The 26,849-nt window shown below is 33.8% G+C and carries 17 protein-coding genes; 1 reads left to right on the plus strand and 16 read right to left on the minus strand.

Translation table 11 applies throughout. The features are described from left to right. Window positions 1–37: 37 nt before the first annotated feature. From LCM23_RS06080 to LCM23_RS06130, 10 genes are all read right to left on the minus strand, one after another. Window positions 38–4,585, minus strand: coding sequence for a fibronectin type III domain-containing protein (locus LCM23_RS06080; RefSeq protein ID WP_224936103.1), 4,548 nt, complete (start codon window positions 4,583–4,585; stop codon window positions 38–40). A gap of 16 nt (window positions 4,586–4,601) precedes the next feature. After that, a complete protein-coding gene (locus LCM23_RS06085; RefSeq protein WP_224936104.1) occupies window positions 4,602–5,423 on the minus strand; it encodes a hypothetical protein in 822 nt (273 codons plus the stop codon). Window positions 5,424–5,454: 31 nt separating this feature from the next. Further along, window positions 5,455–8,283 carry a glycosyl hydrolase family 28-related protein gene (locus LCM23_RS06090; protein ID WP_224936105.1) on the minus strand — a complete coding sequence of 943 codons (2,829 nt, stop codon included), beginning with the start codon at window positions 8,281–8,283 and terminating at the stop codon, window positions 5,455–5,457. Between the two features lie 41 nt (window positions 8,284–8,324). Next, the gene (locus LCM23_RS06095; protein ID WP_224936106.1) at window positions 8,325–8,597 is read right to left on the minus strand and encodes a hypothetical protein; all 273 of its coding nucleotides are present in this window, start codon (window positions 8,595–8,597) and stop codon (window positions 8,325–8,327) included. A gap of 8 nt (window positions 8,598–8,605) precedes the next feature. Continuing rightward, complete coding sequence (locus tag LCM23_RS06100) at window positions 8,606–13,375, minus strand: phage tail spike protein (RefSeq protein ID WP_224936107.1); 4,770 nt, start codon at window positions 13,373–13,375, stop codon at window positions 8,606–8,608. Window positions 13,376–13,388: 13 nt separating this feature from the next. After that, window positions 13,389–14,147, minus strand: coding sequence for a phage distal tail protein (locus LCM23_RS06105; protein WP_224936108.1), 759 nt, complete (start codon window positions 14,145–14,147; stop codon window positions 13,389–13,391). 63 nt (window positions 14,148–14,210) lie between these two features. After that, the gene (locus LCM23_RS26050; RefSeq protein ID WP_318247529.1) at window positions 14,211–20,174 is read right to left on the minus strand and encodes a phage tail tape measure protein; all 5,964 of its coding nucleotides are present in this window, start codon (window positions 20,172–20,174) and stop codon (window positions 14,211–14,213) included. A gap of 48 nt (window positions 20,175–20,222) precedes the next feature. Continuing rightward, on the minus strand, window positions 20,223–20,879 hold the full coding sequence (locus LCM23_RS06120; RefSeq protein ID WP_224936109.1) for a hypothetical protein: 657 nt from the start codon (window positions 20,877–20,879) through the stop codon (window positions 20,223–20,225). Between the two features lie 55 nt (window positions 20,880–20,934). Then, window positions 20,935–22,086 (minus strand): HNH endonuclease, encoded by a 1,152-nt coding sequence (locus tag LCM23_RS06125; protein WP_224936110.1) that lies wholly within the window; start codon window positions 22,084–22,086, stop codon window positions 20,935–20,937. Window positions 22,087–22,188: 102 nt separating this feature from the next. Further along, window positions 22,189–22,401 carry a hypothetical protein gene (locus LCM23_RS06130; RefSeq protein WP_224936111.1) on the minus strand — a complete coding sequence of 71 codons (213 nt, stop codon included), beginning with the start codon at window positions 22,399–22,401 and terminating at the stop codon, window positions 22,189–22,191. A 180-nt stretch (window positions 22,402–22,581) separates the two neighbouring features. Between LCM23_RS06130 and LCM23_RS06135 the strand changes: the two genes are divergently transcribed. Beyond that, window positions 22,582–22,743 carry a DNA-binding protein gene (locus tag LCM23_RS06135; RefSeq protein WP_224936112.1) on the plus strand — a complete coding sequence of 54 codons (162 nt, stop codon included), beginning with the start codon at window positions 22,582–22,584 and terminating at the stop codon, window positions 22,741–22,743. A 419-nt stretch (window positions 22,744–23,162) separates the two neighbouring features. Here the strand turns inward: LCM23_RS06135 and LCM23_RS06140 are convergent, their stop codons facing one another. The 6 genes from LCM23_RS06140 to LCM23_RS06165 all read right to left on the minus strand — a co-directional run bounded on the left by LCM23_RS06140 (window position 23,163) and on the right by LCM23_RS06165 (window position 26,828). Continuing rightward, the gene (locus LCM23_RS06140) at window positions 23,163–23,546 is read right to left on the minus strand and encodes a hypothetical protein (protein ID WP_224936113.1); all 384 of its coding nucleotides are present in this window, start codon (window positions 23,544–23,546) and stop codon (window positions 23,163–23,165) included. A 20-nt stretch (window positions 23,547–23,566) separates the two neighbouring features. Next, window positions 23,567–24,595, minus strand: coding sequence for a tyrosine-type recombinase/integrase (locus LCM23_RS06145; RefSeq protein WP_224936114.1), 1,029 nt, complete (start codon window positions 24,593–24,595; stop codon window positions 23,567–23,569). 18 nt (window positions 24,596–24,613) lie between these two features. Further along, window positions 24,614–25,033, minus strand: a complete 420-nt coding sequence (locus tag LCM23_RS06150) for a hypothetical protein (RefSeq protein WP_224936115.1) — start codon at window positions 25,031–25,033, stop codon at window positions 24,614–24,616. Between the two features lie 15 nt (window positions 25,034–25,048). Then, window positions 25,049–25,561, minus strand: a complete 513-nt coding sequence (locus tag LCM23_RS06155) for a hypothetical protein (RefSeq protein ID WP_224936116.1) — start codon at window positions 25,559–25,561, stop codon at window positions 25,049–25,051. Window positions 25,562–25,589: 28 nt separating this feature from the next. Beyond that, window positions 25,590–26,012 (minus strand): hypothetical protein, encoded by a 423-nt coding sequence (locus tag LCM23_RS06160; protein WP_224936117.1) that lies wholly within the window; start codon window positions 26,010–26,012, stop codon window positions 25,590–25,592. Between the two features lie 81 nt (window positions 26,013–26,093). After that, window positions 26,094–26,828 (minus strand): hypothetical protein, encoded by a 735-nt coding sequence (locus LCM23_RS06165; protein ID WP_224936118.1) that lies wholly within the window; start codon window positions 26,826–26,828, stop codon window positions 26,094–26,096. Window positions 26,829–26,849: the final 21 nt, after the last annotated feature.

Genomic DNA, 26,849 nt, shown 5'->3' on the forward strand with positions numbered 1-26,849 from the left:
AAAGCCCTCTAATATACGAGGGCTTTGTTTTTGTTCTTTATAAAATTGAAGTCGTAATTAAATTAGTTGATGTCTTATTTAAATGATTGTCCACTATTTCAATTTTGAAGTCATATGAAATACCACTTGTTAATCCTGTAATTTGGTAGGACTGTTCGGTAATTCTGGAAGCATTTGCTTTTGTCCAAGTTGAGTCAGCTGTCTTTTTGTAGTAAGCATTCTTATAAAGAGTGTCTTTATCTTTTGAATCTGTCCAGCTTAAATTTGCAATTCCTGTTACAGTAGATATTGCAGAGAAATCACTTACAGGCAATGGAACAACTAAGTCAAAAAGAGATTGAAAATTTTGTGCAATCTCATCTGATGTTAATGCTCTGTTATAATAGGCAAATACTTTATAATGGGAATTTGATGTATGTGATGAATCACCAATTGTTAAAGAAGTTGTTCCATCTCCATTAAGGTATCTGTAATTAGTATCTAAAGACATACTACTAACTGGAGCAAGTATAGTGTAATCTGTACCATTTAGGTATATCCTTATATTATCACCAGACCTTCTTATAGTTATCATATAATAAGCATCAGGCTCCATTTTTCCTTGCATATCACTATCATTTGTAGAAATAGGTGGATAGTTTTTATATGTCCCATCAATCTGATTTTTCCCTGTGAAAACAGCCTGCACATAAGCACTAGAAGTTCCCCAGTTTGCAGAACTTATAGCAAGAGTCGAATTATTTACCTGTCCTAAAACCCTTCGTTCAATCAAGCTTGTTTTTGTATTAGCCTTAGTCAAAAATGTGACAGTAAAGTCTTCATTTCCTACAAAATAGCTATTTTTATTTAATAAAGTAGTTCCAGCTAGCACATCAGTCATAAATGTTATAAGCCCATCTTTTACATACCCAATAAAACTATTTGGTGGGGTAGAAGAAGTTGACACAGTAAATGGTACACCAGTAGAAACATTACCATTTTTATCCTTGCTTTTAATGGTAAATGTGTATTCAGTTGAAGGGATTAAATTAGTTATACTAAAGTTTGGCGATAACGATTCACCTATTAAAGTTAAACCATTATACACTTCATAAGAATAGATGTCTTCAGCAATGCTAGGTTCCCATGTTAAGCCAATATTTGTATCTGAAATTAAACTAGCATTAATAAGTGTAACTTCCTCAGGGGGTATTTCATCGTCACTTGTTGTAAATGTGACAGATAGCCCGTCAGACTTGTTGCCTGCATCATCAACCGTTACAACTGTTAGTGTATAAGTTGTGTTTGCCAAAAATCTATCTATATATACACTTGCCTCTGATGTTGTTTTAAGCAAGGTTCCCTCATTATACACTTCATATTTTACCCAATCAGTAGCTATTGAATGTTCCCATGTTAAAGTAACGCTGCTATTTTTAATATCAGTTGCTAACAAACTAGTCACATCTTCTGGTGCAATTAAGTCAACATCGTAAAACCATGTCTTTTTAGAAATTACTGATGAATTAGAATCTAAAGCAATAGCCTTTATAACAGTAGGAGATTCTACAACAATTGGGTTAATATATAATGTGCTTGCTGCTGTTGGTTCAGTTCCATCGAGTGTATATCTTATTGAAGAAGCTATCGCACATGTTAGATTTACAGTTTGTTTAGTGTTATAAATATATGGTTCTGGAGTTACAGAAATTTGAACAGGTGTTTTGTCGACTACTGAAGTTGCAATGTCTGTATTTCCAATTAACTGTAAAGCATTAGGGTCTGAACCACTTGTTGATGTTGTCATCTTGTATGTACTACATCCAGTGACCAACAAAACTTTCGGTTGAGAAGCCCACACTGTGGCAACCTTACTATTTTCAATATAACTATCCATTACAATAGACTTATGGTTATTATTTTCCTTGGTTAAAGCACTTTTTGTGAATCTTGAATTTCTGATATTTACATCTCCAAGATATACTGTTTGATTTAAAAAAGTGGCATCAGAAATGTTAACTCCATAGTACTTATTATAATTGTTATCTGTGCCTAAGCTAACGCTATCTCCATGACTTGAGATGAATTTTGCATTACTTACTTGACAATTATTTAACTGTGCTTCACTATCAATTACAGTTAAACCTTCAATAGTAATAGGTCTGCCACTATAGTTGTATGCTGAACCAGTAATAGTGACATTGCAATTTTTAACCACAATATTTTTTAAAGTAGCACCTGATAAAGCAATATCAATTCCTTTTACGCTCGATCTATAGTCTTTTTCAATAGTCACGCCATCAATGTACAGCCTTCCGTAGTTATATCTTGAAACAATAAAACCTTGTTCACCAGAATCATAGAATACTACAGGTTTACCGCCCTCTGTCTCAGAAACTTGGAAAGAGTATGCCTGCTGATTTACGACATAATACACTTTGTTGGTCTGTAATCCTTTAGGAACTTTCCCAGCCCAACTTTCAAAAGAAACTTTAGCTGTATTTCCCATTTCATGTGGAGCTGAGAAAATAAAAGAGCTTGTTGTAACATCTACTGTAGGTGTTCCAAAAAAACCATATTTAGAATTTCCATAGAATATTCCATCTTTTATTTTTACATCCCTTACTATAGCACCTTCCGTAGTTGCTAAACGGATATTACCACCTTTATCAAATGTGCCACCTTGTATTAGGTTATCTCCGCTTACCCATTGTTCACATCCAATATAAGTATTATTTATAAACTTATTGAATCGATATCTGTAATCAGCGCTTACACCACCAAGACCAGCGCCTTCAAAAATATTATTTTCCACTGTAACATAAGAACCATCTGGACTAACAAAATGACCTCTTTCATTGTGGTGAACATAGTTATTAAACACATTAATACGGAAGTTTACCTCTACTCCGTCATACCCATAGTACAAATGTTTATAAGGTATGTTAGATTCACCTACCATAGATTCAATATCAATACCGAATGCAGGAGCAGTAAAATGAGGTGTCACTCCATCGTCATCCTTGCCAATATGATGTATGTGATTTTCATAAACATATTGGTCATTTGGTCCACACAGTGATACCCCTTGTCTACGGTTTCTATGAATGTCATTATGATGAATATAAATATACTGACCAATTTCTCTTTGTAGCTTAACTAAATCAGGATAATTACCGTCAGCTTGATATTTATATCCCGTTCCAGTTAGAACTCCATCTCCTGTGAAATCAAATAGTTCCATATGATCTACTTCTACGTTATAGCCGCCATAAATCGCCACACCATATCCACTTTCATGAGTAAAGTACTGATGGTCTAGTTTAATTCGTAAATTTGATACCTCTTCATCGGTTAATGGGTTATTTGTTATATCAATAGCTATAATCATTTTATTTGCTAAATCTGGTTCAGCAAACCATCCCCGACCTGTTGGAGCATTAGGGGCGAACAAACCATTATTTCTATAGCCTGCTAAAGAATTTGGTGATATTACATCTTTCCACTGTGCAAAATGATAACCAGTTGCGTTAGGTAGTTTGTCTGGCAACCACACTCTGAACATAGAAAGGATACCTTCAGACAATCTATCTAGGATGGGAGTCCTAATCCAATTTGGATCATCGTTTAAAGTACCATCTGGATTTATACCGCCTCTTACAAAGGAAGTATAAATTTCAAACTTATGAGTTTTCCTGTCTCCTTTTATTTTTCCCCCTGAAACTCTAGAGTTAATGGCATTATTAAATAAAACCACGTCATAATTTGTCCAACTATTAGTTTCAACTTCTATTAAAGCATTCCTATCTAGCTCAAAGTGGAAGTCATCTGGCATCTTTACAACATGAGGTGTAGTACCAGAACTACTACGACTGTTCAATTGTAACCGCACCAAATAGTGTCCACTAGGTAAAAATGCTTTTGAATAACCATTATCCTTAGCCCATTGAACAGCATAATCCAATCCTTTAGCTGTGGCATCGGGATTTGTGCCATCTTTACGTATTCCCCATCTATCCAGCTCAATAACATACGTTAGACCTTTATGGGATGTCATAGGAGCCTCAATATCTTTTGGTTTCCAAATGCCAGCTTCAAAAACTAATGCATTACCTTCTAATGGAGTAACTGTGGTTAAATCAACATCACTCAATCCATCCAAACTAGTTGCTCCAGAACCAGAGCCAGATGGTAAAGCTTTCGATACAAACTTTCCTAAAGTTGAATCATATAATAAAGCATATCCATTTGCTTTGTTTGTAACATCCAGACCTGTTAAATCCGATAAATCATGATCATGCTCATTATTTGCCTTTCCTTCAATCGCTTGTTGTAAAGCTCGATCATCATAAACTTGTAGTTCCACACCATCAACGTTGATATATCCATTATTTGTGCTGTCTGTAACTGTTGAGCCGCCACTACCTGAGTCTTTTGGAATATCTGATTTCTTCGCAATTAGAATATTTCCTCTTGCTGAACCTATGTAGAGCTGTTCTTGTCCTGAATCTGTTGCAAATCCAAACTCTCCTTCATCTAGAACAGGTAAGTCTGCTTTTAATCCTTTTCTTTGTATTAATTTTACAATTTCGATTGTTTCAGACAATACATTTTCCTCCTTGCTAGTTAATGAAGCTTCCACCACTTATTGTTTTAGTGTATGAAGCTGTCGTGAAAGTTCCGCCTTCATATGTTATGCGTTGGATAGGTTGAACCCCATCTTCTAAGTAACTTAATCTATCTTCTATGGCATTTAATTTCTCTAATAAAGTAGAATATGCTCCTCTTGCATCCGTCACTTCCTGAGCCATTTCTTCTAATTGTGTAGCAATCCTTTGTTGTTCTTGTGTAATAGCACTGTTACTAACTATTTCTGTAAAGTTCCACTGTCCATTTTCATAGCGATAGAATTTATTGTCATCCATTGTTTGTACAGACCAACCATGAGATGGGGAAGGGTAAGAAGTGGCAATTGCTGCAAAATTAGCTACTGGTTCTTTACGAATTGTCTTATTATCTTCAGCCACTTTTTGAGCAGCATCAATTAAACTTTGAGTGTTTTCCAACATAGTAGATAAACTATTTTGACCATATTCATCTAGTTCTCCAACCCAAACTCGTTCAGCAGGGAAGGAGACATAACCTGTACCTAAATATTCAAATATGAGAGATTGGTTATTTCTAATAGAATTAAAAAATACCAAGCCAACTGAATAGTCGACTCGGTATTGATTAGTAGTAGGGGAGGCATTAGTAGTTTCCGATAAATATGTTCCATTTAATTGCTTAACTTTTACTTTATTATTGAAACTGGGTATTTCTCTAAGTGTCACATAATTTGACTTGACTGTCTTTTCTTCGCTTAAGCTTATGTACGGATCAGAGGATGTTCCTTTTCGCTGATACACATAAGCAGGATCAACATTAGGAAAATAAAATGCCATAAAATCATCCTTTCATTTAGTTAAAGTGTAGTTAGTCAGTTTCAAAAATTCTAACGTAATGTTGCAATGTAGCTAAAGAACCTTGTGTAGCGACTCCAGTTCCAGACCAATCTGAGTAAAAATAAAATTGAATTTTATCATTGGTTGAAACGGGAATTTTAGCAGTTGAGTAAGGGTAGATAAAAGATTCGGAGCTTTCGGACGAACCGCTAAAAGGATGATGGAAAAGCTCCGAATAACTATTTCCATTTTTATAGATTTTTAACACATGTGAAAAGTTTTTATGAGGATACTTTATTGTAACTTTTAAATCAATATGCAAATATCCATCATTTTGCACAATATAAGAACCATCATTAGAAAAATTAGTTCCAAGATTATTAAAAACAATTTTATTGTTGACTCCTTTGGAAATTGGTATTGAATCAGCAACACTAGCAAATGAATAACTTTGCGTTCCACCAATTCTAGTAATATTTTTATTTGAATCAATTTTAACCAGTCTGTCAAAATCGTCTAATCTTATATTGTAACTTCTATTGCCATCTACACTATGCAACCGAAAAGAATCTCCTAAGTTGTCTAATCCTAACCTAACTTTTCCTGAAATGCCTGTAGCATTGTTATTGAATGTCTGAACATCCCTACACTTTGAAGACACTTCAATTCCAAACCTATTCTGTCCTAATGGTGCAATGTTTTCAGAAATTAGACCTTCTGAACATTCGGTGGCAATAAATATGGAATTGTATTCATTTACTTTCTCCATTGATGTATTCTTTATGATGTTGTTTTTAATGATGAAGTTGTTTGTTCTTTGAAGAAATATTCCTGTTTTTTGTGTTTTGTCAACTATATTCCCCGAGATAAAAAGATCGGAAGTGTAATTCAAATTATGCAATTCTTCATCATACTCGTTCGAGAAAATCGCCTCTGTTAACATATCTTCGAAATTATTATTTAAAATTTTTGATCTAGACAAAAAGTTAAAATGGACACCTCTCATTACATTTTTAAATGTGTTCCCTTCAATTAGGTAATCGTCACCCCAAATAATATTAATAGAAGCAGCGGTGTTTCTATGGTTGTTTCTATTTTTAAATGTATTATTTAGGATTTTAACTCCTTTCATTTTTGCATTCTCTAAATCAGATTGACCAGAGTATGCAGTTGCCCTTATGGACTCTTGAACAGAATTGATAAAGTAGTTACCTTCTATAATTACATCTTCACCAGCCTGAGCATTCCCACTTTGAGAGCCATCCAAATTCTTTGACGAATAAGAATTTGGAGCAACATTATTGATTCTGACTCCAACATTACAATTTTCAAATCTATTGTGGCTGATAATTACATCCCGATATTTAAATACACGAACACCAGCAAAAGTCATACCCACGAATTTATTATTTTTTATGCAAATGTGCTCATTATAGATATTGTTAACTCCAGCATGATGGCCTATAGCAGTTGGATAAGGACTCATGCCAACTGTGTCGCTATTACCAAAATAGCAGTTTTCTATAGTTAAATTTCTAGTTGGTGTTCCATCATAATCACCATACTCAGGGAAACCATCTTTAGTGTGTTCTGCAACTTGAATTGCCTCTCTTTGTGTAGCAGCTTCATCTCCATCTACAATTCTATATCCGAGAAAAGAACAGAAGTCAAAAATTACTTTTTGAGAAGAGTTTAGATCAATTACGTGTCCACCCACAGTATCTCTAAATGTGCAATTTCTAAAAATTACTGAAGTATTATGTCCAATTCCTATTTGTGAGAATCCACTCTTGAACTCAAGTACATTCCCATTAGTAGAAATGCCATCAAACGATATTTGTTGATTTTCATCTCCATAGCCAGTTTGTGGATTTAAAGGGTCACCAAGCATAAAAATCATTCCGCTGTGACCCCTTAAAATTTCTGGTCTACCTATACCAGAAATTCTTGTATTTGGGTGTACAATTAAAGTAGAAGTTGTACGATATGTGCCTCTTGGGAAAATAACTTCTAAGCCTGGGTTTTCTTTTGCTATATTAAGTATTTCCTGAATAATCGAGGTATCATCACTTAATCCATCACCAATTGCTCCATAGTTTTTCACATTTAATCCACGATTTAATATGTCCGCATTCAATTTTTTATGGTTAGTTGTTAAACTCTCTAAATTTTCTTCAGTTTCTAAAAAACGCTCTTTTAGGGAAGAATAGATAATACCATTTTGTCCTACATAAGCTTCTTCTATTTTTTTTTGTTCAGCATCAATCCTACTTTTTAGCGATTTGTAGCTAGTATTATTTAAATCAATGTAAGCTTCTTCTATTTTTTTTTGTTCAGCATCAATCCTACTCTTCGAAACAGAGTAAACTTTACCGTTTCTATCTATTCTAGTATCTACAATTTCACTTGGTTGTGGTATCGATAATAATTGCTGATCAATTCTATTACCTTGTACTCTAATGTTTCTATCCAAATCATTGATCTTTCCTGTTAGGTTTGGAAATTCATCGTCATCTGTTAAATATATTCTTGAATCAGGAAAGTAACAAGCACCTTCCCCAGTATATTTAAATGTAAGACTTTCCTTCTCATGTGTTGAATCGAAAGATACTACCCCATTAAGGTAGTCAACATAAAAACTATTCTTATCCAATAGGCTTAAAGTGGAATCGTTAGTCTCATACCAGGAATTGTCTTCGCTTAAAATCTCTACTTTATTAAATCTATTGGGAATTTCCTTTAGTTGAGCTTTACCATTTACAATTTGAACGGTTTCTACAATATTTTTAAATGGGTCTTCAATAGTACCTTTTCTTTTTTTGAATAAAATAGGATCATTAAACAAATTGTTCTGTTGCATAAGAACCCCCTTCTTTCTGTAAAGTGCGATTAAAATAAATCTTATAATTTCGTTCTTAGTCTTGCTAATTCTTCTTCCAACTCTATAATTTTCCTTTCTTCTTCTGTTAACTCAGGGACAACCATATCTTCTCCATCTTTCACTATTAATTCAGGCTTCCCATCATTAATAACAACTTTCAATTTATGCAATTGATCAACAACATAATCCTCTATAATAAAGAAATAGTCATAAGGTTCAACCGCAACTATATTTACGCCGCAGTAGGATTTTGTTATGTTTCCACCTTCATCAACATTCAAAAAAGCCTGCATGTATTTCATCACCCACTTATTGTTTTAATTGTGTAACGCATGTATGTCGGAACTCCTTGAGCATAGCTATTAAATTTTAGATAAATGCCTATGTTTCTATACGTAGGTCTGCCCAAGTCAATTGTAATCGTCTGGAAAGTTGAATCTGCTCTATCATTATATGGAAAACCAAGTGTTGCATTCACCTTGACCGACTCACCAGAATCCATGTTAACCAAATCAACCCGGCAACCTGCTTGGAGGGTTCTTGCCCAAACAACAAAAGTAAGAAAACGTCCAGCGTGCTTAAAATAAAGCGCATCTGCGATTACACTACTGAATGATCTCGTCATAAAAAAGTTATTGCTGACTGATACTTCCGTGTCCATATAAAAAGGTGTTGCTCTATCAATCACAAAATCCCCTTGCATCACACCGTTATTAACTGCCACTGCTCCATCTGGACGAACAATATTTATCGGGCCAGTGACTTTAATAAGATTTGCATTTAAAACTCCACTTATAATATTTGAGGCATTAAGATTAGAAACTATTACTTTTGATGCGTCAAGTTCTCCAGAAACTATTGTAGAAGCGCTTAAATTTTTAACTAATACTTTACTCGCATCCAATTCACCAGTAAGTATTCTAGAAGCACTAAGGTTTACAACTGATATTTTTGTTGCATCTAATGTACCAGTAGTAATATACGTTGCATCTAATTCAGTGGTTTGTACGATACCTGCTCTAATGTTTGCAACTACAGCAGAGTTTGAGAAGATTTCGTTTACATTCAACTGAGCAGCTGTGATTGAATTAGAAACAATATGATTAGCTCCAATGGAACCATCTACAATTAGTGAAGAATTATTTTTTCTACGAACTATTAAATTGTCAACATAAAGGCGATTTGATGTCTCTCCATTATTCTCAAAAGTAATTCGAGGTTGAATATATCCAACGCCAGAAGGGATCTTATATGAGCCGCTCACTTTAGTCCAATTAATTGTCTTATTAGTCGTTATTATAGCAACGCCCCAACTGTGGTGTGCTTTTGATGGTGAATAATTACGAACTCCAAAAATTTGTCTGCCAGTACCAGCACTATTGTGATTCCTATATTCCCATTCAAAAAATAACTCATCGCCTTCATTAACTTTTATAAACCTTTCTTGAATAATGTCTACATTTTTACTATTATTAGCCAATAATGCCATGGTTTTCATAGAGCCATTTTTATTTCCCCAAGTAGTTTGGTCATACACCATGAAGACTGTATCATTAGGACTATTGTTAAACCAGCCACTAGCTTTATTTGTGAGATTAGCTTCATCATCTTCAAATGTTCCATTGTCCACAAGGTTAGTAAAATCACCAATATCAATTAACCTACCACTAATTTTAACTGTGCCAGGCTGAACATTAATTTCACCAATTAGTCCATCTTTATCAACTTTTAAAGAAATGTCATCTGATAAAACACTAATAGTGCCTTCTGCTTGAGTCATTCTTCCTTCAATAGTATCCACATATGTTTTCTCTGCTTTAAATTCAAGTTGGCCAGCTAAAGTAGCAATGCTTCCCTTAGCCTCCGTAATTAAACTCCCATTATCCGTAACTGTTTGAGAAAGAGAAGAGACAGACTGCTCAATCTGATCAGATGCTATAGTTAATTCTGCAAGCTTTGACTGTGCAAATTCCAATTCTTCTGTTAAGTTGTTTGATATTGTTTCAATTGATTCAACTCTATTTTTGATACCATTTACAGAAACATCGATTGAGCTCATTTTGCTTTCATATATAGTTAAGTCAACTTTTTGACCTAACGAATAGTCAATTTCATTTTTAGTGTAGACATCTTCTGAGTTAGCTTTTAACGTTACTTGTCCAGCAATAGTTGTAATACTTCCTTCTACATCTGAAACTCTTCCTGTTAGGGTGTCAATTTCTGATATAGATGCCTTGAAGGAAATCTCCTCCAATAGAAAATTAATGGAAGTCTGCTGCTCGCCAATGATACCGTTGACATTCGATAATTCGCCAATAGTGGCTGTAATTGAATTGTTTAATGTGTCTACATCTAGTCTGAGATTTGTAATTCTTCCATCCGAAGCAAGTAACTCAGCTTCATTATTTGATACTCGTAAAGCGATTTGTTCAGCTTTATTATTCAACTCTGTAATATTGCTGTTTACGTCACCAATTCGTGTACTTAATTCCTGTTGTAGCTCAAGTTCAGATAATAAGATTTCTTCTTGTGTATATGTTCGATAGTCTAGTGTAATGCTTTCTCTAAGGTCTACTAGTGCTTGACTAACTTCTTCTTGATTTGGTGCAAGTGGAATCCATTCATTAGTTGCTTCATCGAATCTCATTAAGCGAGGTGGTTCAACAGAAGTATTCCACCAAAGCCCATTATGTTCCTCGGTAGGAGGAGTAGGGGAGCGAGGAATGTAAGTTTCTCTAATAGCTTTTTCGACATTAGGTATAACTTCATTCTCAATTCGTTCCATCTCTTTATCGACTTCCAACATGGCCTCATCAACTTCTTCTAAAGCACTGTCAATTTCTTCTCGTAGTTTTTCTTCGAAGTCACTTTTGATTTTATCAGTTACCTTATCAGTATGATCATTAGCATTTTTAAGGTCATCATTCACCTTCCAATTTTGACCATCCCAAACTCTGGTTTTAGCATCCTCTGTGCTAATCCAAACATCATTTACATCTGGATTTGTAGGAGATACTTTAGCTACTGTATGTTTAACGTTATTTACCTTTCCATTAATATTTACATATGTACTAGGTAAATAAGGAAGGGAAGGAGGGGCAATGATATCTGAATATAGAACACCATCAAGTGAAATATCGTCATCTACTGAACGATAAGCTCTAACCCCAATATAATAAAATCGGTTTGATGGGAAACTAGGAAAGGTGTATGACCTCTTAGTTGAATCCAAAGTAACCACAGATTCACTTGCAGATTTAAGACCAAAATAATACGATTCATTTTCAATGCTTGAATACAGATATATCCAGAAGCCATCGATATTATCACTGTTCTTTTTAGTTTTATTGAAATCAGGATAATCCCAAGAAACATTCAAATTAATTGAACCATCGTCATTTTGAATATGCTTAATAGCCCCATCTTTTAAGGTGGGGGATGAGGGTATCTCTGATATTCTGTCATTTCTCAAATTGAAATTTTGAGCCATTTGAATCCAGTTTTGTTTACGATTATTGTAATCTGTGTTGACTTTATTAATCGTATAAAATGCTTGTTTTATTCTGTTTTCAACAGAATTAACATGAGTTGTGTTGGATATCGTAACATCAATATTCACATTATCAAAGTCAAACACTAACTGGTCAATTCTTGCCTTAACCCAAATGTTTAATTTGTCATGCTTTATTTTTATGATATCCCCTAGATTAAATCTTTTCCAATTGTGTTGTTCTTCAATAACTTCAAAGAAGTTTATCATTCCAAATTTAATGTTTACAGGAGGACTATTTTTAGATTCTAGTTGTTTCAATCCTGCTTCATAAAGATCATTTTCATCTATAATGTTTGTGTCTGTCCATTCTTCAACATGTATGAAATAAGAAAGTTCCTCTAATTGCGCTTCAGTCAAATGAGAGTCTAATTTTAAATCTTTTTTCAATGTGGTCATGGATGTATTAATATCACTGATTGTAGTTTCAATATCTTTAATCTGTTTCTTTTTAGACTCTAAATCTGCTTGCTTTGCATTCTTTTGCTTGTTCAGTTCAGTAACAGATTCTCCATTTGCTTTTTTAGCTTCAATGGAGTCCAATATCATTTGTAACTCATCTTCAAGAGTCTTTAACTCATTTTGTTTTTTAGTCTGCTCTGTTTGGGAGTTTTGCTTACTTTCAAGTAAGGTGTTAAATTCGCCCTTTCTTGATGAAACGTATTGATTGTATCTAACTAACGCTAATGCTAAATCATCTTCAAACCAGTCACTTGATTTTATAATCTTGCCATTTGCATCAACTTCGAATGGATATAAGAAATAGGAGAAGTCATCAATATAAGCTTGACCAGTAGGGTTAACACCTTGTATCCCTAGGTTATCATTCCCTTTTACAATTAATCTTGTAATAATTTCGTCAGAGTCAATATCTTCAGATATATTATTTAAATATTTACCATAGCTGATCCAGAAACCCTTGTATGATGATATTTCTTCTTCTTTATAAATGCTTACTTCATTTTTCTCGGTATCAAAGATAGGGATGCCTTCAACCGTTTCTGCAATTTCGTAGATAAACTCTAACTTAGTCTTACTTGAGACATTGAACTGCCTATGTTTCAGATTAAGTTCAGGATTGATATATCCCACTTTCCAGCCAGAGCCTTTTAACGTATCGGTAAGAGCTTGAAAAATGTTATAAGACACAACCTCATAATCAATCATTTTATCTTTTGATAGGAGGTGGGGGAGAGAGTAACATTGTAGAGAAATCTCATCAGAATCACTTGAATCCTTGGTTATTTTTGATATGATGAACCATTCAACTTTCTTATCAAACTTTGCTTTAATCAAATATTTTTCTTTTACTTGGTCAATTAACGGATTCCTAATCAGTCTGTTTTTAATGGTGATCTCATAGGGGATTGAAAGTGTTAGTTCATTTATTTTACCGAAGTTAACTGTAAGCTTTCTATTCCTAATGTGTTTCATTTTACCAATGGTATTTCTAGTCTTATTAGGTTTAGCTAGATACAGGTCTAGTTGTTTAGCTTTCTTGGTCTTATCAAAAAAGTACAAATTTCACACCTCCTTATGAAAAAATATATCTGTAGCTAAATTTTACTTTTGCTTTCCCAACTATCTTTATGTGATTTTTACCGTAAACAAGTGTGAGATAGTTTTCATTGAAATCATCATGTCTATATACATTTTCGAGATTTGTTTCTAATATTTCATTCTCGCAGTCTATATAAAGTTGTTCATTCGTTTGAAGATTATCAAGTCTCATTTCTGTGTTTTGATCAGTCAGATTAAAGAAAGAAATGCTCCCACTTTTATCACTTTCAATCCAAATATCAGGTAGTGTAGAGTGATGACCTAAGTTATCAATTTCAATGACTTTGCTACCATCAACTTCTATCCATGGAGTTACTTGCTCATGACTGTAGCTAAAAGGAGAATTACATCTAAAGTTCAATGTTAGATATCCTTGTTTCAATCCATTGTGAATTTGTTCAATACCATCAATAGGAAGGCAATAGAAAACTCTGTCTATATCTTCGCTGAAGAAAAGAGGTTCATAATAATCAACATCTAACCAACGGACTACTTCATTTATTAAATTGTCATTCCATCCCTCATTAAAAAAGAAGTGTAGTTGAAATTGTTTTGGATCTCTTTTTGTTTCTACAAAATAAGGTTTAGGGTTTCCTCGTACTGTAAATTCTGTTATTGATTTTCCCGATGTAAGCTGTTCATTAAATAGTCCACCACTTATTGAGACATTATTAATTCCGAATTCAGTAGACCTTCTTCCAGCGAATGAAAAATACAGACTTTCTTTAATCAATAAATTCACCTCCATATAGAAAAGAGCCGATACAACGTACCGACTCTCAATCATGATGTTTATTTAAATATTGCCACCTAGAATCTTAACTCCAGTAATGGCCTTTCCAAAAAGTTCATTGGTTGCTACTTGTTTAATTCTTGTTTCTAAATGTTTCTCTCCGTAGACATTTCCTTCGATAACTACAGTTACTCGACTACCTGAATTGCCTCCTGGAGTAGTAATTGCGTTACTAGGGAACTTAGGTATAGATGTAAATTTAGACACAATACTTTTAGCCATATCTGTCACTTGGAATAATGCTTTAGTATCTGGCTTATTAGAAATCAATTCACCTTCATGCACAACCATACTTTTTCCTTGTGAACCCCAGTTAGGTAAGAGGCCGCCATCTTTAGCTTGAGCAACTTTAATCGGTTTATAATCTTTTCCGTTTAAATATTTGTTAGCTTGGTTGATTAAATCGATTAAATTGTTACTTAAAGATTTACCAAGTACATTAGCGTTATCTTTGATGTTTTTATAATACTTATCTAAATCTTTTTGAATCTGTTTTGAGTTTGCGTTTATAATATCTGAGCGCATTTTATTAAACTTTCGTTCATCATTAATCAAGTTGTCATAATTAGATTCAATTGTTTCTTTTTCTTTGTTAAGGTTGTCAATCCGATCTTCACGAGATTTTGTTTCTTGCATCTCATCGATGGATTCTTCTTGCTCTTGAAGTTGTTTTGTTAGTTCCGCAATTCTTTTTTCAGCTGTGAAAGAATCATCTAACGATAAAAGAGCAATTTCATCTAATAGATCTTGGCGCTCCTTCTGAGCTTTCTCTAATCGTTTCTTATAATCAGCCTCATCTGCATCTTTGTTAATTTCGTTAATCATTTCATCAATTGCGGATATAGCAGCGTTCTTTTGTGCTTCAGCAGCTTTTTTATATGTATCAACTATTTGGTCAGCCATAGAAATACGTTCATCAAGCAAGTTACTTTCTAATGAATATAATTCTTGATATCTGTCAACTAGCTGATCTTCGAGCAAAGATTTCTGAGCTGCATTTAAATCTTTGTTGGATTTAATTTGTTTCTTTAAGAAGTCAATGGATTTTTTTTGTTGGTCAATTTGCTTTGTCACAATTTTCTCTTTGTTGAGCTGCTGTTTAATCCATTCATTAGATGTGGAAATTTCTCGTTTCTGAATTAAATCGATTTTACTCAAATCATCATTGTATGAATCTTTAACTCTATCAAAAGAAGAAAGTTGAGCATCAATAATATCCATGTACAATTGTTGAATCTCAGCCTCAATAGAGAGCAAATCTTGCTGCATTTGAATCAATTCAGACTTAGCGTTATCAACGTTCGATAGGTTTTCTGCAACTTCCTTAGATTTATTAGAAGAAGATGAAGGTGAAGCCGAAGCTGTGAATGCTCCACTACCACCGTAACTATTGTAATAACCTAATACTTTAGGAACATATTTCTGTGTCTCAGCGAATGGGGGAATACCACCATACTTTCTAACATTGCCTAAACCAGCATTATATGAAGCTAATGCAAGTTGAATATTTCCGTTATTCGCATCTAACATTTGTTTAATGTATTTAGTTCCACCCATGATATTTTGGTATGGATCATATGCGTTCGAAACACCTAAGCCTCTTGCTGTACCAGGCATAAGTTGCATTAATCCCATAGCACCTGCATGAGAGCGAGCATTGGAATTAAAACCAGATTCTGCTTTAATGATAGCTGCGACTAAGTTAGCATCTACACCGTATTTACTTGCTGCTTGATTAATAATGGAAGCATATTGACCTGAGTATGAACCACTCCTAGATGAAGTAGAAACAGTAGTAGCAGTAGGACTACTAGTGGTGATTATGCCAGTTTGCTGAATTTTGCCTGATTTAATCTGTTTTTCTAGAGATTTAGATTGGGCTTCGAGTAAATCCTTCTTTTTCTCTAAAAGGGATAATTCCTTTTTTAGAGAGTCTTGATACTTTTTAGAATGGGTAGGGAATTGATTTTGTATCGCATTTTGCTTCTCTAGTTCAAAGTTAACTTTCTCAACAGCTTGTTTAAATTTATCTGACACATAAGTAGAATTTTCATATTCTTTAGCTGCTTTTTCATTTGCTGATTTAGACGATTCAGCTGCTCTACCTTGGTAATCGATAGAGGAGGCGAGAGCATCAATTTGAGAGTTGAAATCAGGCATTTCAATATCGATGGCCGCCACTAGGTCTTTAGAACGTTGATAGGCTCTAGTTGCTAACTTTTCTTGTTCGAGAGTGTTGGCATTGTCAGCAAGTGTTTTTGAAAGCTCATTGAACTTTTGAACAATCTGATTTTGTGCTGCTAATTCTTGTTTAAGTATATCTATTCTTTTTTTAGCTTGTATTGCAGTAGTGGCAGATTTTTGCTGTTCGACTGTTAAAGTTCCTTTTAACAAATCTTCAGAGGCCTTTAATAATATATCTTGAGCAGCAGCTTCCTTCTCGATAGCTTCAATATTTATTTTTTTGCCCTTAACAAGATGCGGATAAGTTGCTGCTAATTGCTCTGTAATACTTTGGAGCTCTTCAGATTTTGTCTTGCTGTCATTTTCAACAGCGCTAAGGATCTTGTAAGTACCAATTAACTCATAAAGAGAATCTAATTTTTCCCTGTCATATCCAAGTAAGCGCTCAGTTACAGAAATTTTTTCTTCTTCTGTTTCAATTTGTTCCTCAGAAGCATCATTATAAGCAAGTGTTGCCCCTGTTGCTTCATCAACACCAGTTGTAAGGAGATTCATTATTGATTCGACTTCATTTGTGGCTAATCCAGCATTACTTAATTTAGTTTCATAATCTGCCCAATCAGTGTTACCCTTTTTAAACTTAGTTGACATGTCATTGAAAACTGAAACAAGTTCACTGTTATATTTAGTAATAGTTTGAATTCTATCAGTATCAAATAAATCACCTGACACTGTTCTAATCTCACCAATTGAGCCAATGTATGATTTAACTTGATTCTCAACTTCGGAAATACCTTTTTTAGAATCTAATAACTTTTGATTTTTCGCTACAATCGTACCAATATAATCAATATCGCTTTCTTTTATCTTGGACTGCACTCCGTAATATTGAGCATAAGAATTTCCTAAGTCTTGGAATAATCTTTTACGTTCTTCTAATTTGGCATCAATATCACGCTGACCAATTACACTGTTAGCCATATCATCTAGTTGAGCTTTTTCTCTTAGTCCAAAGAAAGGCATTATTCCTTTGTAACCATTATCTTGACGATTACTAATTTCGTCTAGTTGGTCTTGTGTTTCTTGGATTTGTTTGTTCAGGTCAGTTAACTTAGATTGAAAATCAGTAATAAATTTTTCAGCATCAATCATACTTAAGTCTTTAAGATATCCAATTTCTTTCTTAATTGCATCGGCTGACCTTAAATGCGCTTGTCCTTTATCATCAACAGACTCTGCAACATTTGGTAACAATTCATAGATATCTTGCATTACACCCAAGTATTCTTCATCATTTGCTGAAAGCGAGCCAGAATTCACTTTATTCTCTAATTCTTCATATTTGCCAACTAAAGCATTAATTTGTAACTCATTGTCTGAATAGGTTCTACTTAACTTATCTAGTTCGTCTTTTACTTCTTTTTGTTCCTTTTTATGCTCTACTAACTTATTGGTTACGTATGATATTGCAGCACCAAGAGCCATGAATCCAGCAATAGGTAATGCTGCGCTCACTAAAAATGAAAAGACTCCTTTTGAAACTGTTCCCATTGTAGTAAGTGCTCCTGAAGCTGCTCTTGCTGCCAAGGTCACATTATACAGTTGTGTTTGATAAAGCCTAGCACGACCTGTTGCAATGCTCATAGAATCTCCAGTTCTAACTAAGCTAGAAGATAAGATTCCGTTTTGTGTAATAGAATTTCTAATATTAGAATTCAATGCCAATAAACTCGCCCCTGCAATACCAAATAGGGGAGGGAGTAGGCCGAAATTATCCACTAGAAAAGAAGTTGTATTCGCTAGAGTGCTTAAACCTTCAGTAGCAACTACTATAGAACTGCCTAAAATATCTTCGCCAGCAACTTGTGTAAAATTTGTCCACGCATTTGATAATGCATTAATTTTAGCTTCATAGCTATCTAAATACGCTTGGTTCTCTGCATATGCTGAACCTTCTGAATCTAATGCCGCTGCTCTAGCCTTTAAACTTTCTGACTGCTGTTGCATTAAGACCAAGAATCGGGAGAGTTGATACCTCCCAGCTAGTTGTATGCCAAGCCCTTGTTGCTGTTCTGCATTTAAACTAGACCATTTACTACTTAATTCGTCAAGAATGTCTTCAACTGGTCGCATTTCTCCAGATAAGTTACGGATTGAGATTCCTACACTTTGTAAAACTTCAGCAGATCTGTCCATGGTTGTCACTCTGCTGTACAAAGTTTTCAAGGAATTTCCAATTATGTTGCCGCTCTCCCTGGTGATCTGTGAAATAGCTGTTGCATGACCTAGCATTGTATCCATGCCTACACCAAAAGTATTCGCTGCTCCTGTTGCTTTCCTTAGGACTTGACTTAAGTCATTAGTAGTTACTGCGAAGTTATTATCAATTTCATTTAACTTGTCTACAACTGTAATTGCATCAGTAGCAGCGATTCCGAAGCCCTTTACTGCTGCGATTAAACTTGATGCAGACTCATCAACAGAAAGATCACTGACATTACCCATGAGAGTTGCGACCTCAGTTAACGCATATAAATCTTCTCCTCTAAAGCCAGATCTAGCAAAGTTGGTTAATCCATCATTTACTTCAGCAATTTTATTACCTAATTCATCTGCTATTCGTACACTTTCCTGAAGAGCATTATTGATATCTATTTGGCCATTAGAAACCCTTTCAAGAACAGTTAATTGTGAATCTATTTCAATTATTTGAGTTAATGCATCCTGTAATCCACGTAATGGTAGATAGAAGGAGGACATACCTATGCTCCAAATAGGAATACGTTGCATAGCTGTCATTAATTGAGAACCAAAAGAAGCCACATGACTTGAAGCTGCATTAACATTAGAGCTAATTTGCCTAAATTGTGTATTTAATTGCTGCATCTGCCTGTTAAGATATGGTGTTTGTGAATTTAATCTATTAACAGAATTAAGGTAATTATTTAATGCTCTTGCTCCATCATCACCAATGGCATTACCATATCTTCTTTGCAGGTTCTGAACGTTAATCTTTGCTTGCTGTTGATATAAGCTCAATTGATGTTCTAATTCTTTGTTTTTTTCTCTAACTTTAGAGCTACTTTCTATTCTAGATAAAGCTGAAGCAACCCTATTTAATTCCTTTTCAGTTTGAGCAGCATTTAAAGCAGTGCTCATTCGACTCAAAGATGAGTTAGTAATAATTCCTGCGCTATTTAATTGATTCAATTTCTGTCTTACTTTTTCAATGGCTAGTTCTTGCTGTTTGAAATTCTCAACAGTTCTTTGTCCAACCACTTGATTACGATTGTTATAAGATACTGTTGAATTCTTAAAATTGTCTCCAAAAGTTTGTGAGCCACCGACTTGCTTTCCACTTCCATCAAATTTAGTAACACGTTTCTGTGCTTCTCCTAATTTGTTTACTTCATCAGTTAGCTTGGAGGTTTCTTGAGCTTGTTTCCTAGTGGCCTTTATATTCTCATTAATTTTAGTTGTTTCTTTTTGAATAATTTCTCCGCTTTTTAGATGCTGTCTAATTTTCTCTCTAACAGTACCATCAGCTTCTTTTGTGACGGTTTTTTCTTCTTTCGTGACTCTATTTAAGTCTTGAGCTATTTTCTTATGATTCTCCATAGCTTTAGAGAAGTCATTTAATGTCTTCAATACTTTGCTATCTAGTTGAACACTAAGTTTTAGTTTATCCATCCTAGACTCTAACGTACTTAGCGCCTTATTAAGTTCAGTAATCGTACTTTCTGAATTCAAAGTACCAGTAATTCTAATTTTTAACGGTTTCATAGGATACTCCTTTCCACAAAAGAAAAAAGGAGTGTCCTATGACACTCCTTAGATACTCGCTTTATTTTGTTGTTTTAAAATTATATCCATTATTCCTTGCCATTTCTCAATATGATTTAATGCAGTCCGTACTTCGCTACTATCTTTAAGATAACCATTTTTATTTTGGTATCCACTATAAATATTCACATTAGATAAAAAGTCTATTTTATGGGAAGGGGAGTCTAAATCATCAATAGTTAATTTTAATTGGATTGACTTTATTTTATCTTCTTTTGATTTGTTGCCAGATAATCCTCCTATAATAGCACCAACACCACCGAAAACTGCTCCACCAACTGCTGCACCAATCAATTGTGATGATCTAACCGTCTTATAAATTGATTGATTATCAATAACGACTTCTGATTCAATTAATTGTGATGAGGAATAGTGATTGAACTTGTAGGAAAACGACCCATCTTTCAATGTGTGAGTTTTAGATATTATAGCAAATTTCTGTGTCTTTTCATCATAGGCAATCCCATTTGAAAAATCATTAGTCATAAACTTTCTTCCGCTGTCTAATTCATTCTCTTTTAGATAGTTATCAATTTTAATTTGATTAGCAATGAGAATATTAGAGGGGGAGGGTTTTTTATTATTTCTACTTGAAAAAACTATTGCTCCAATTATAATTAAACCTAATAATAACCATATTAACATGATAACACCACCAATTAAGGTATTTGTTACCATTATATCATATGCACAAGTCATTTTATGCATCAGCAAGCATATTTATATTAAAGTCCCAACTTATGCCTTCCATATATTCATGGAATTGCTCTCTTGAGTTCAAGCCATATCCATAAATACTATGAAAATCCGAATGGCAAATGTCGCACAAAGTTACTCCATTATTGATTTCCCATCTACTTTGAATACACCAATCATGGCCATCTAGATGATGAGAATTCAGATTCCCTCCTTTATTATCTCCACAACATTGACATGTATAGTTATCTCTTTTGAACACTTTCTCTCTCCAACGTTTCTGCTCAGAAAAGTTTCTACCATTTTCACGATCTTCTTTAGTTTTTGTCTGATCCCAATTAGGGTGGTTTTCACCTCTTCGATTTAAGAACACTTTACCTTTCCTTAGGGATGACAAATTTTCACTTTTACAACTGGAGCATTTGTGACTATAAGTAAAATTATTTAATGTTTGTTTGTCGATTTTCCCACAAGAGCATATAAACTCCAATTTCTGATTCATGCCAGTGTATTCGACACTCAGTAGTTGACTTCCATGTTTTTCAAATATTGTTTTGATTTCATCTAAGCTTCTTCTTTTTTGTTCACTTGATTTACTAAATCCACACTTTTTACATCTGACTCCATTTTGAAAATCAGAAAGTCTAATTTTTGAAAGTTCACCACAAGAGCAAATATAATCAAGCAAAGTCATTGCATTTTTATATGATTTTGATGTTAATACACATCCAGCATCCTCAAATATTTTTTTAATATCAGAATAACCAAAGGATTGGATAGCCGACAAATGTTGATATGTGCAATTTTTACATCTTTTTAATTTTGATTTTTTATACTTATGGAAGTTAGTAGTAACTATCTCTCCACACGCACATTGATACTGAATATCTTTAGAAACATTTGAGTACTCAGAAGATAAAAGAACACAATTGTGATTTTGAAAATACTCCTTAACAAACTCATATGTAAGAGTGCCTTTACAGACTCTACAGCTTTTATATCTAGTGAACTCCCTCCAAGTGAGTAAATCTGTATTACCACATTTACATTTAAAGTGAATTTTAGTGTTGTTATTTTTATACTCCTTATCTAAAAGTTCACATTCATGAGATGCAAAGTATTCTTCAATTTCTTGTATAGTCTTTTTTCTAGGCAATATTTAGCTCATCCTCCTTATCCCTAATTAACGAATAGGGGAGAGGTATCCTTCAATCAATCTCCCCATATGTAAATCCCAAATGACTAAAATATGAATCTATTATCCTTCTAAAAACTCATCGAGTTCTGCTTTAATCATATCAGCAACATACACATCAAACTCATTACCATCCGAATCTGTTCCAATAAGCTTCCAAGTAATCGCTCTCTGTGGGTTAACCTTGTAATTTGCTTCTAAGAGTGCCATTTCCTCATTACTTGATTCAACTGAATGCATGACTGTAAGTTCGATTTTACCGAATACATAGCTCAATATTAATTCCCCCCTATTATAGTGTTTTGTTTGTCTAGTTGTTAGACCTATAATAAAGGGTTTATAAACCCTTTGTCAATATAAAGTTTATAAAAAGTTTATAAACCATGTAGAAACTATTATGATAATCTGATATTATGTAATTACTAATATGTAATGTGTAAATAGAGGGGGAGAGAGATGAGTATTTCATCCAATAACGATCGTTTAACTGTGATAATCCCAAAGGATTTAAAAGCTGAACTAAGAAAACTTGCCGACAATGAAAACAGAAGTACTAGCAATTATGTTGTAAGTGTACTTTTAAGTCATGTAGCAGAAAAGAAGAATGAATCAAATTGAAGAATAAAATAATCCCAGAATAATAAAACGGCTCCCAACAAGAATCTGTTTTTCTTTGTTGTCAAAAAACCTCCAACTCGGGTGAAGAAAACCTTCTTTTTGGATGTACTTAGTACCATCACACAATAGTTATTTGTTGCCCAAAAAAATGTTCGACAATAATGACCACATATTCCTATATACCATTAATTCCCAAGATGCTATTCTAATAAAGAAGGATTTATCCCCCTTTTTCCTTTGCAAATCTTTTTAACAGTTCCCCAAAGGAACTGTTTTTCTTTATCATTTGAATTAATTTTTCATTTCAAATTAGCAGTCGAAGAAAGGGGAGAGGGAACTTCAACCACTAATTTGAAATGAAAAAGAATCACTTTAAAATTATTTCAAGTGGTAGTAATTCTTTTTCAAATTTAAAATAATTAGACTAAATGACGATATAAAGAAATTTCTTGCTCTAATAAATCGATTCTTGTAACTAGGTCACCAATCCTTGACTCTAAAGCCAACTCTTTTTCAGTTGGGTACTCACTTGCACGCACAACTTTGTATTGTTGAATATCACTTGATTCAGTCACTCTTGCTTCTCCATCTGTACGAGGGCGAATATATAAGGCACTAGTAGTGCTTAAATCAAACAAGGGATTGCTAGACTTATCTGCGCCAACAGTTATTTTTCCTGAATTCATTTTTATATCACCACTCCCTAAGAACGCAATACTTTCATCTTTATCATTTCCTACATATGTACTTATACTTTTGTCACAAATAGAACATTTACTCGTAGTATAGGTTTCATTTTTCATTATCGACAACTCCTTTTTAGTTATAAATCATTTAAACTTTTATTTTCGACTTTTTTGATCCCATCGGATGTGAAGAATTTAGCAAAATCATCTTCTGCTTCGTTATCATCATAAATTTCAATCATATCGATTGATTCCCAACCAAAGAAATCCTTAATGATTTTATCAGGAATATTGTTTGCTCTAAGTTTAGTGGTTAAGTAATGTCGCATACTGTGGAAGTAGAAGTCTGTATCTAAGGTTTTGCTGAATTGAGTCTTCCAGCTTTGAAGTGTAGTATCTGTTGCAGGTTGCCATTCACCATTTCGTCTAGTTACAAATAGCTCGTCACAAGTAATGCCTAATTCATCACGCTCTTTCATCCACAAGTCGAAATATTCCTTAAAGCCATTTTTTAAAATGAATTTATGTTTTGACCCACCATCCCGACCTCGACCTTTAATTCTGATTTTAACTGGGGTTTTATAATATGCATTATTATGTAGGTTTTCTTCTGTAAAAAAGCTTACTTTAAACCTTAGTAGCTCGTTTAAACGTGCACCTGAGTTAGCAGCTAACGCAAACACACAAGCCTTTTGATACTGATGGCTTTCAACTAATGTTTTTAATACTAGTTCAACTTGGTCATTTGTTAAAACTGTTTTCTCTCTAACTGGTTTCTTTTGTGGGGATTCTATTTTATTAACAATATTTCTGAAGTCAGGGTAGAGGTCATCCATGATATTTTCAATAAAGTTGCAAAGGCTACTCAGACAAGACTTAATTCGCCTAGTTCTATTGGAGCTGTGACTCCATGCGTTAATTGAATAACCTTGAAAACTAATAATGTCCCGTTTATTCAAATCTCCAATAAATTTATTGTCACAATTGTTGAGGAGAAAGAGGAAGATAATACGCATGTCATTCTCATATTGCTTAATAGTTCCTTGGGATTTATCGGTAGACATTAAATAGTTCTTCCATTCTCTAAGTAGTTTCTTATTTTCAGGATTTACTTTAGCCCATTCTTCCTCATTAAATATTCTGTTGTAAACAGTTTTTCTTCCCATATGTTCACCTCCTTGATGCTATTCCATATCTAATCCATTGTTGATCATATCTTTTCTTAGTGAATCTGTTAATTTATCGTTGTTCTCCAATGCATTGACTGTAGCTGCAATAAATGGTCGAGGCCTTTCATATGGATATCCACCTGTATAATCGTACCCTTGACCAGTTTCAACTGTCCTAGCAACATCTTTATCTCCATCACGTCTGGTGTTTACAACATCAATTCCATCAGGAGCTTCCTCAACAGCCCAAGATTCCCTTAGACTGCCTGTTCGATTGTAGACTTTAGGGGTATATGCATTGTAAACCACTTGATCCACTTGTTTTCTACCTTCATTTACTACTGTTTTTCTTACATTGTTTCCTCTTACCATTGCAGTTTTTAATTCAGAATTAACATATTTCTCTAAGTCTTTCATACTGTCAAAAGTGGGCATTTCATTCACCTCAAATTATTCTTGCTTTGAAGCTTTTAATTTCTCGAAGACATCTCTGTTTTTTAATTCTAGACTCTCTAGCTCAGATTCATATTTTTTCTGAATCTTTTCAAATAGAGTAAATTGTGCTGTGAATTTACTCATGAAGTCAAACACTTTCGATATTTCCTTTTGGTCAAATACTTCATTAATAATTATTTCAAAGTAGCCAGAATCAATCAGAGAACTCATCTCATTTATTTGACCAGTGAGAGTGGTTGCTTTCAATTGTTTCTTAAGATGTGTGAAGTATTTGATGACGTTATATAGTACATATTTTTGTAGCGTTCTTTCATTTAAATCCAACTCATCTCCAACCTTTTGTAGAACACTTTGAATATCTACAAACATATCTTCAATCATTGAAGGGGAGAAGGTAGGGTAAAATGTTAAAGTTGTTCCATCTTCAAACTCATAAACCTCAGTTTCATTTGCTTCTTTAGCTTTTTGTTTAACTGAAGAAAACTTAAGATTATTAGATTTAGCCAACAAAATTCCTCCTATTGATCCCTTATTTTTATTCCTCAATACTTTCTACTAGTTCACACCAGATATCATAGTCAAAGGCAGCTTGGCCATTATATGTGTCTTCACTATTCAATACGATTTCTTTAACTGCTGTTAACATTTCCTTTTTATCTTCACCAGAAATATGCAATTCCTCAGCAAAAAGCTCATTAATGGCTTTTGCCCATTCTTCATGATCTCTAATATCCCAAAGTTGATGACCATCTACTTCAATAAGCTTTGGGCTGCCTTCATCATCAAGATGGCAATAATCCTTAGCTAACAATTGTGTTTCATCATTTATTTGTTTTAATTGAGCATCGAGTAATTTAACAAAACGAGTCCTAAGTCTTGATTCTTTACCTTTTAACTCAAATGTCATAAGAAATTCAGCAAAAGCCTTCAACAAACTATTTTTAATTTTTAAATTCATAATTTATCCTCCTATATATCCTTATAAAACGATTGTTTTATTTGATTAAAAAAATAAAGTAGGGGAGAGGACTCCACCTACTTATACACGGTCAACTTCTATAATTCTTCCAATTTCATCTTCATTTTGTGGTGTTAGTGCATCAAATGTAATCTCAGGTGCAATAGGTGTACCATTTTCAAATGAAAGTTCATAATCACTACCTGGAACTGCATGGTCTAATTGAATGTAAATATCCTTTAATACGGTATTAGTTACTGGATCATAGCCAATAGTATGGTACTCAATTTCAAATGCTTCACCAAACTTTTTAGCGTCAATTGGAACTGTGTTACCTGTAACTTGAATTTGATAACTTACAGCAACAGCTTCTCCAGCATTAGCATGACCAGTAGGAATAGTAACCTTATTTGAAGCAATAGCAACAGATTCAGTTTCACCTTTAGCATTTGTAACATAAGCAGTTGTACCAACAGGAGTGCCAGCAATAGCAACTTCTAAAGTTCCCTCATTATCAACAACTTTTAAACCATTTTCACGTTTATAGACATCGTGTGTACCTTCTTCAACTGTTACACCTTGAGTAATAGCTAGTAATTCTTGATTGTAGAAAGCATTACGAAGAGTAGATGTTACTTCTTTTTGACCTTTCATTACAGCAAGTGGTTTATTACCGATACCACCAAAGATTTTCTCGTTAATGCCTAAAGAAGATGCGATTGATGCTAATTGTGTTTCAGCTGAAGCGAATACATGACCATCAGATTTTCTCTTGATGGTTACATCAGCAGTGTCCATTATTAATAAATTTGTCATTAAATTTTTACCTCCTAATTT

The sequence above is a fragment of the Cytobacillus kochii genome, assembly GCF_020171845.1.
Classification (GTDB): domain Bacteria; phylum Bacillota; class Bacilli; order Bacillales; family Cytobacillaceae; genus Cytobacillus; species Cytobacillus kochii.

Bases quoted from the DNA above. Each gene is read 5' to 3' on its own strand.
- LCM23_RS06140 (WP_224936113.1), bottom strand. From the start codon at position 23,546: ATGAAAAATGAAACCTATACTACGAGTAAATGTTCTATTTGTGACAAA.
- LCM23_RS06145 (WP_224936114.1), bottom strand. From the start codon at position 24,595: ATGGGAAGAAAAACTGTTTACAACAGAATATTTAATGAGGAAGAATGG.
- LCM23_RS06085 (WP_224936104.1), bottom strand. From the start codon at position 5,423: ATGGCATTTTATTTTCCTAATGTTGATCCTGCTTATGTGTATCAGCGA.
- LCM23_RS06120 (WP_224936109.1), bottom strand. From the start codon at position 20,879: ATGTTAATATGGTTATTATTAGGTTTAATTATAATTGGAGCAATAGTT.
- LCM23_RS26050 (WP_318247529.1), bottom strand. From the start codon at position 20,174: ATGAAACCGTTAAAAATTAGAATTACTGGTACTTTGAATTCAGAAAGT.
- LCM23_RS06090 (WP_224936105.1), bottom strand. From the start codon at position 8,283: ATGCAACAGAACAATTTGTTTAATGATCCTATTTTATTCAAAAAAAGA.
- LCM23_RS06095 (WP_224936106.1), bottom strand. From the start codon at position 8,597: ATGCAGGCTTTTTTGAATGTTGATGAAGGTGGAAACATAACAAAATCC.
- LCM23_RS06150 (WP_224936115.1), bottom strand. From the start codon at position 25,033: ATGCCCACTTTTGACAGTATGAAAGACTTAGAGAAATATGTTAATTCT.
- LCM23_RS06135 (WP_224936112.1), top strand. From the start codon at position 22,582: ATGAGTATTTCATCCAATAACGATCGTTTAACTGTGATAATCCCAAAG.
- LCM23_RS06160 (WP_224936117.1), bottom strand. From the start codon at position 26,012: ATGAATTTAAAAATTAAAAATAGTTTGTTGAAGGCTTTTGCTGAATTT.
- LCM23_RS06165 (WP_224936118.1), bottom strand. From the start codon at position 26,828: ATGACAAATTTATTAATAATGGACACTGCTGATGTAACCATCAAGAGA.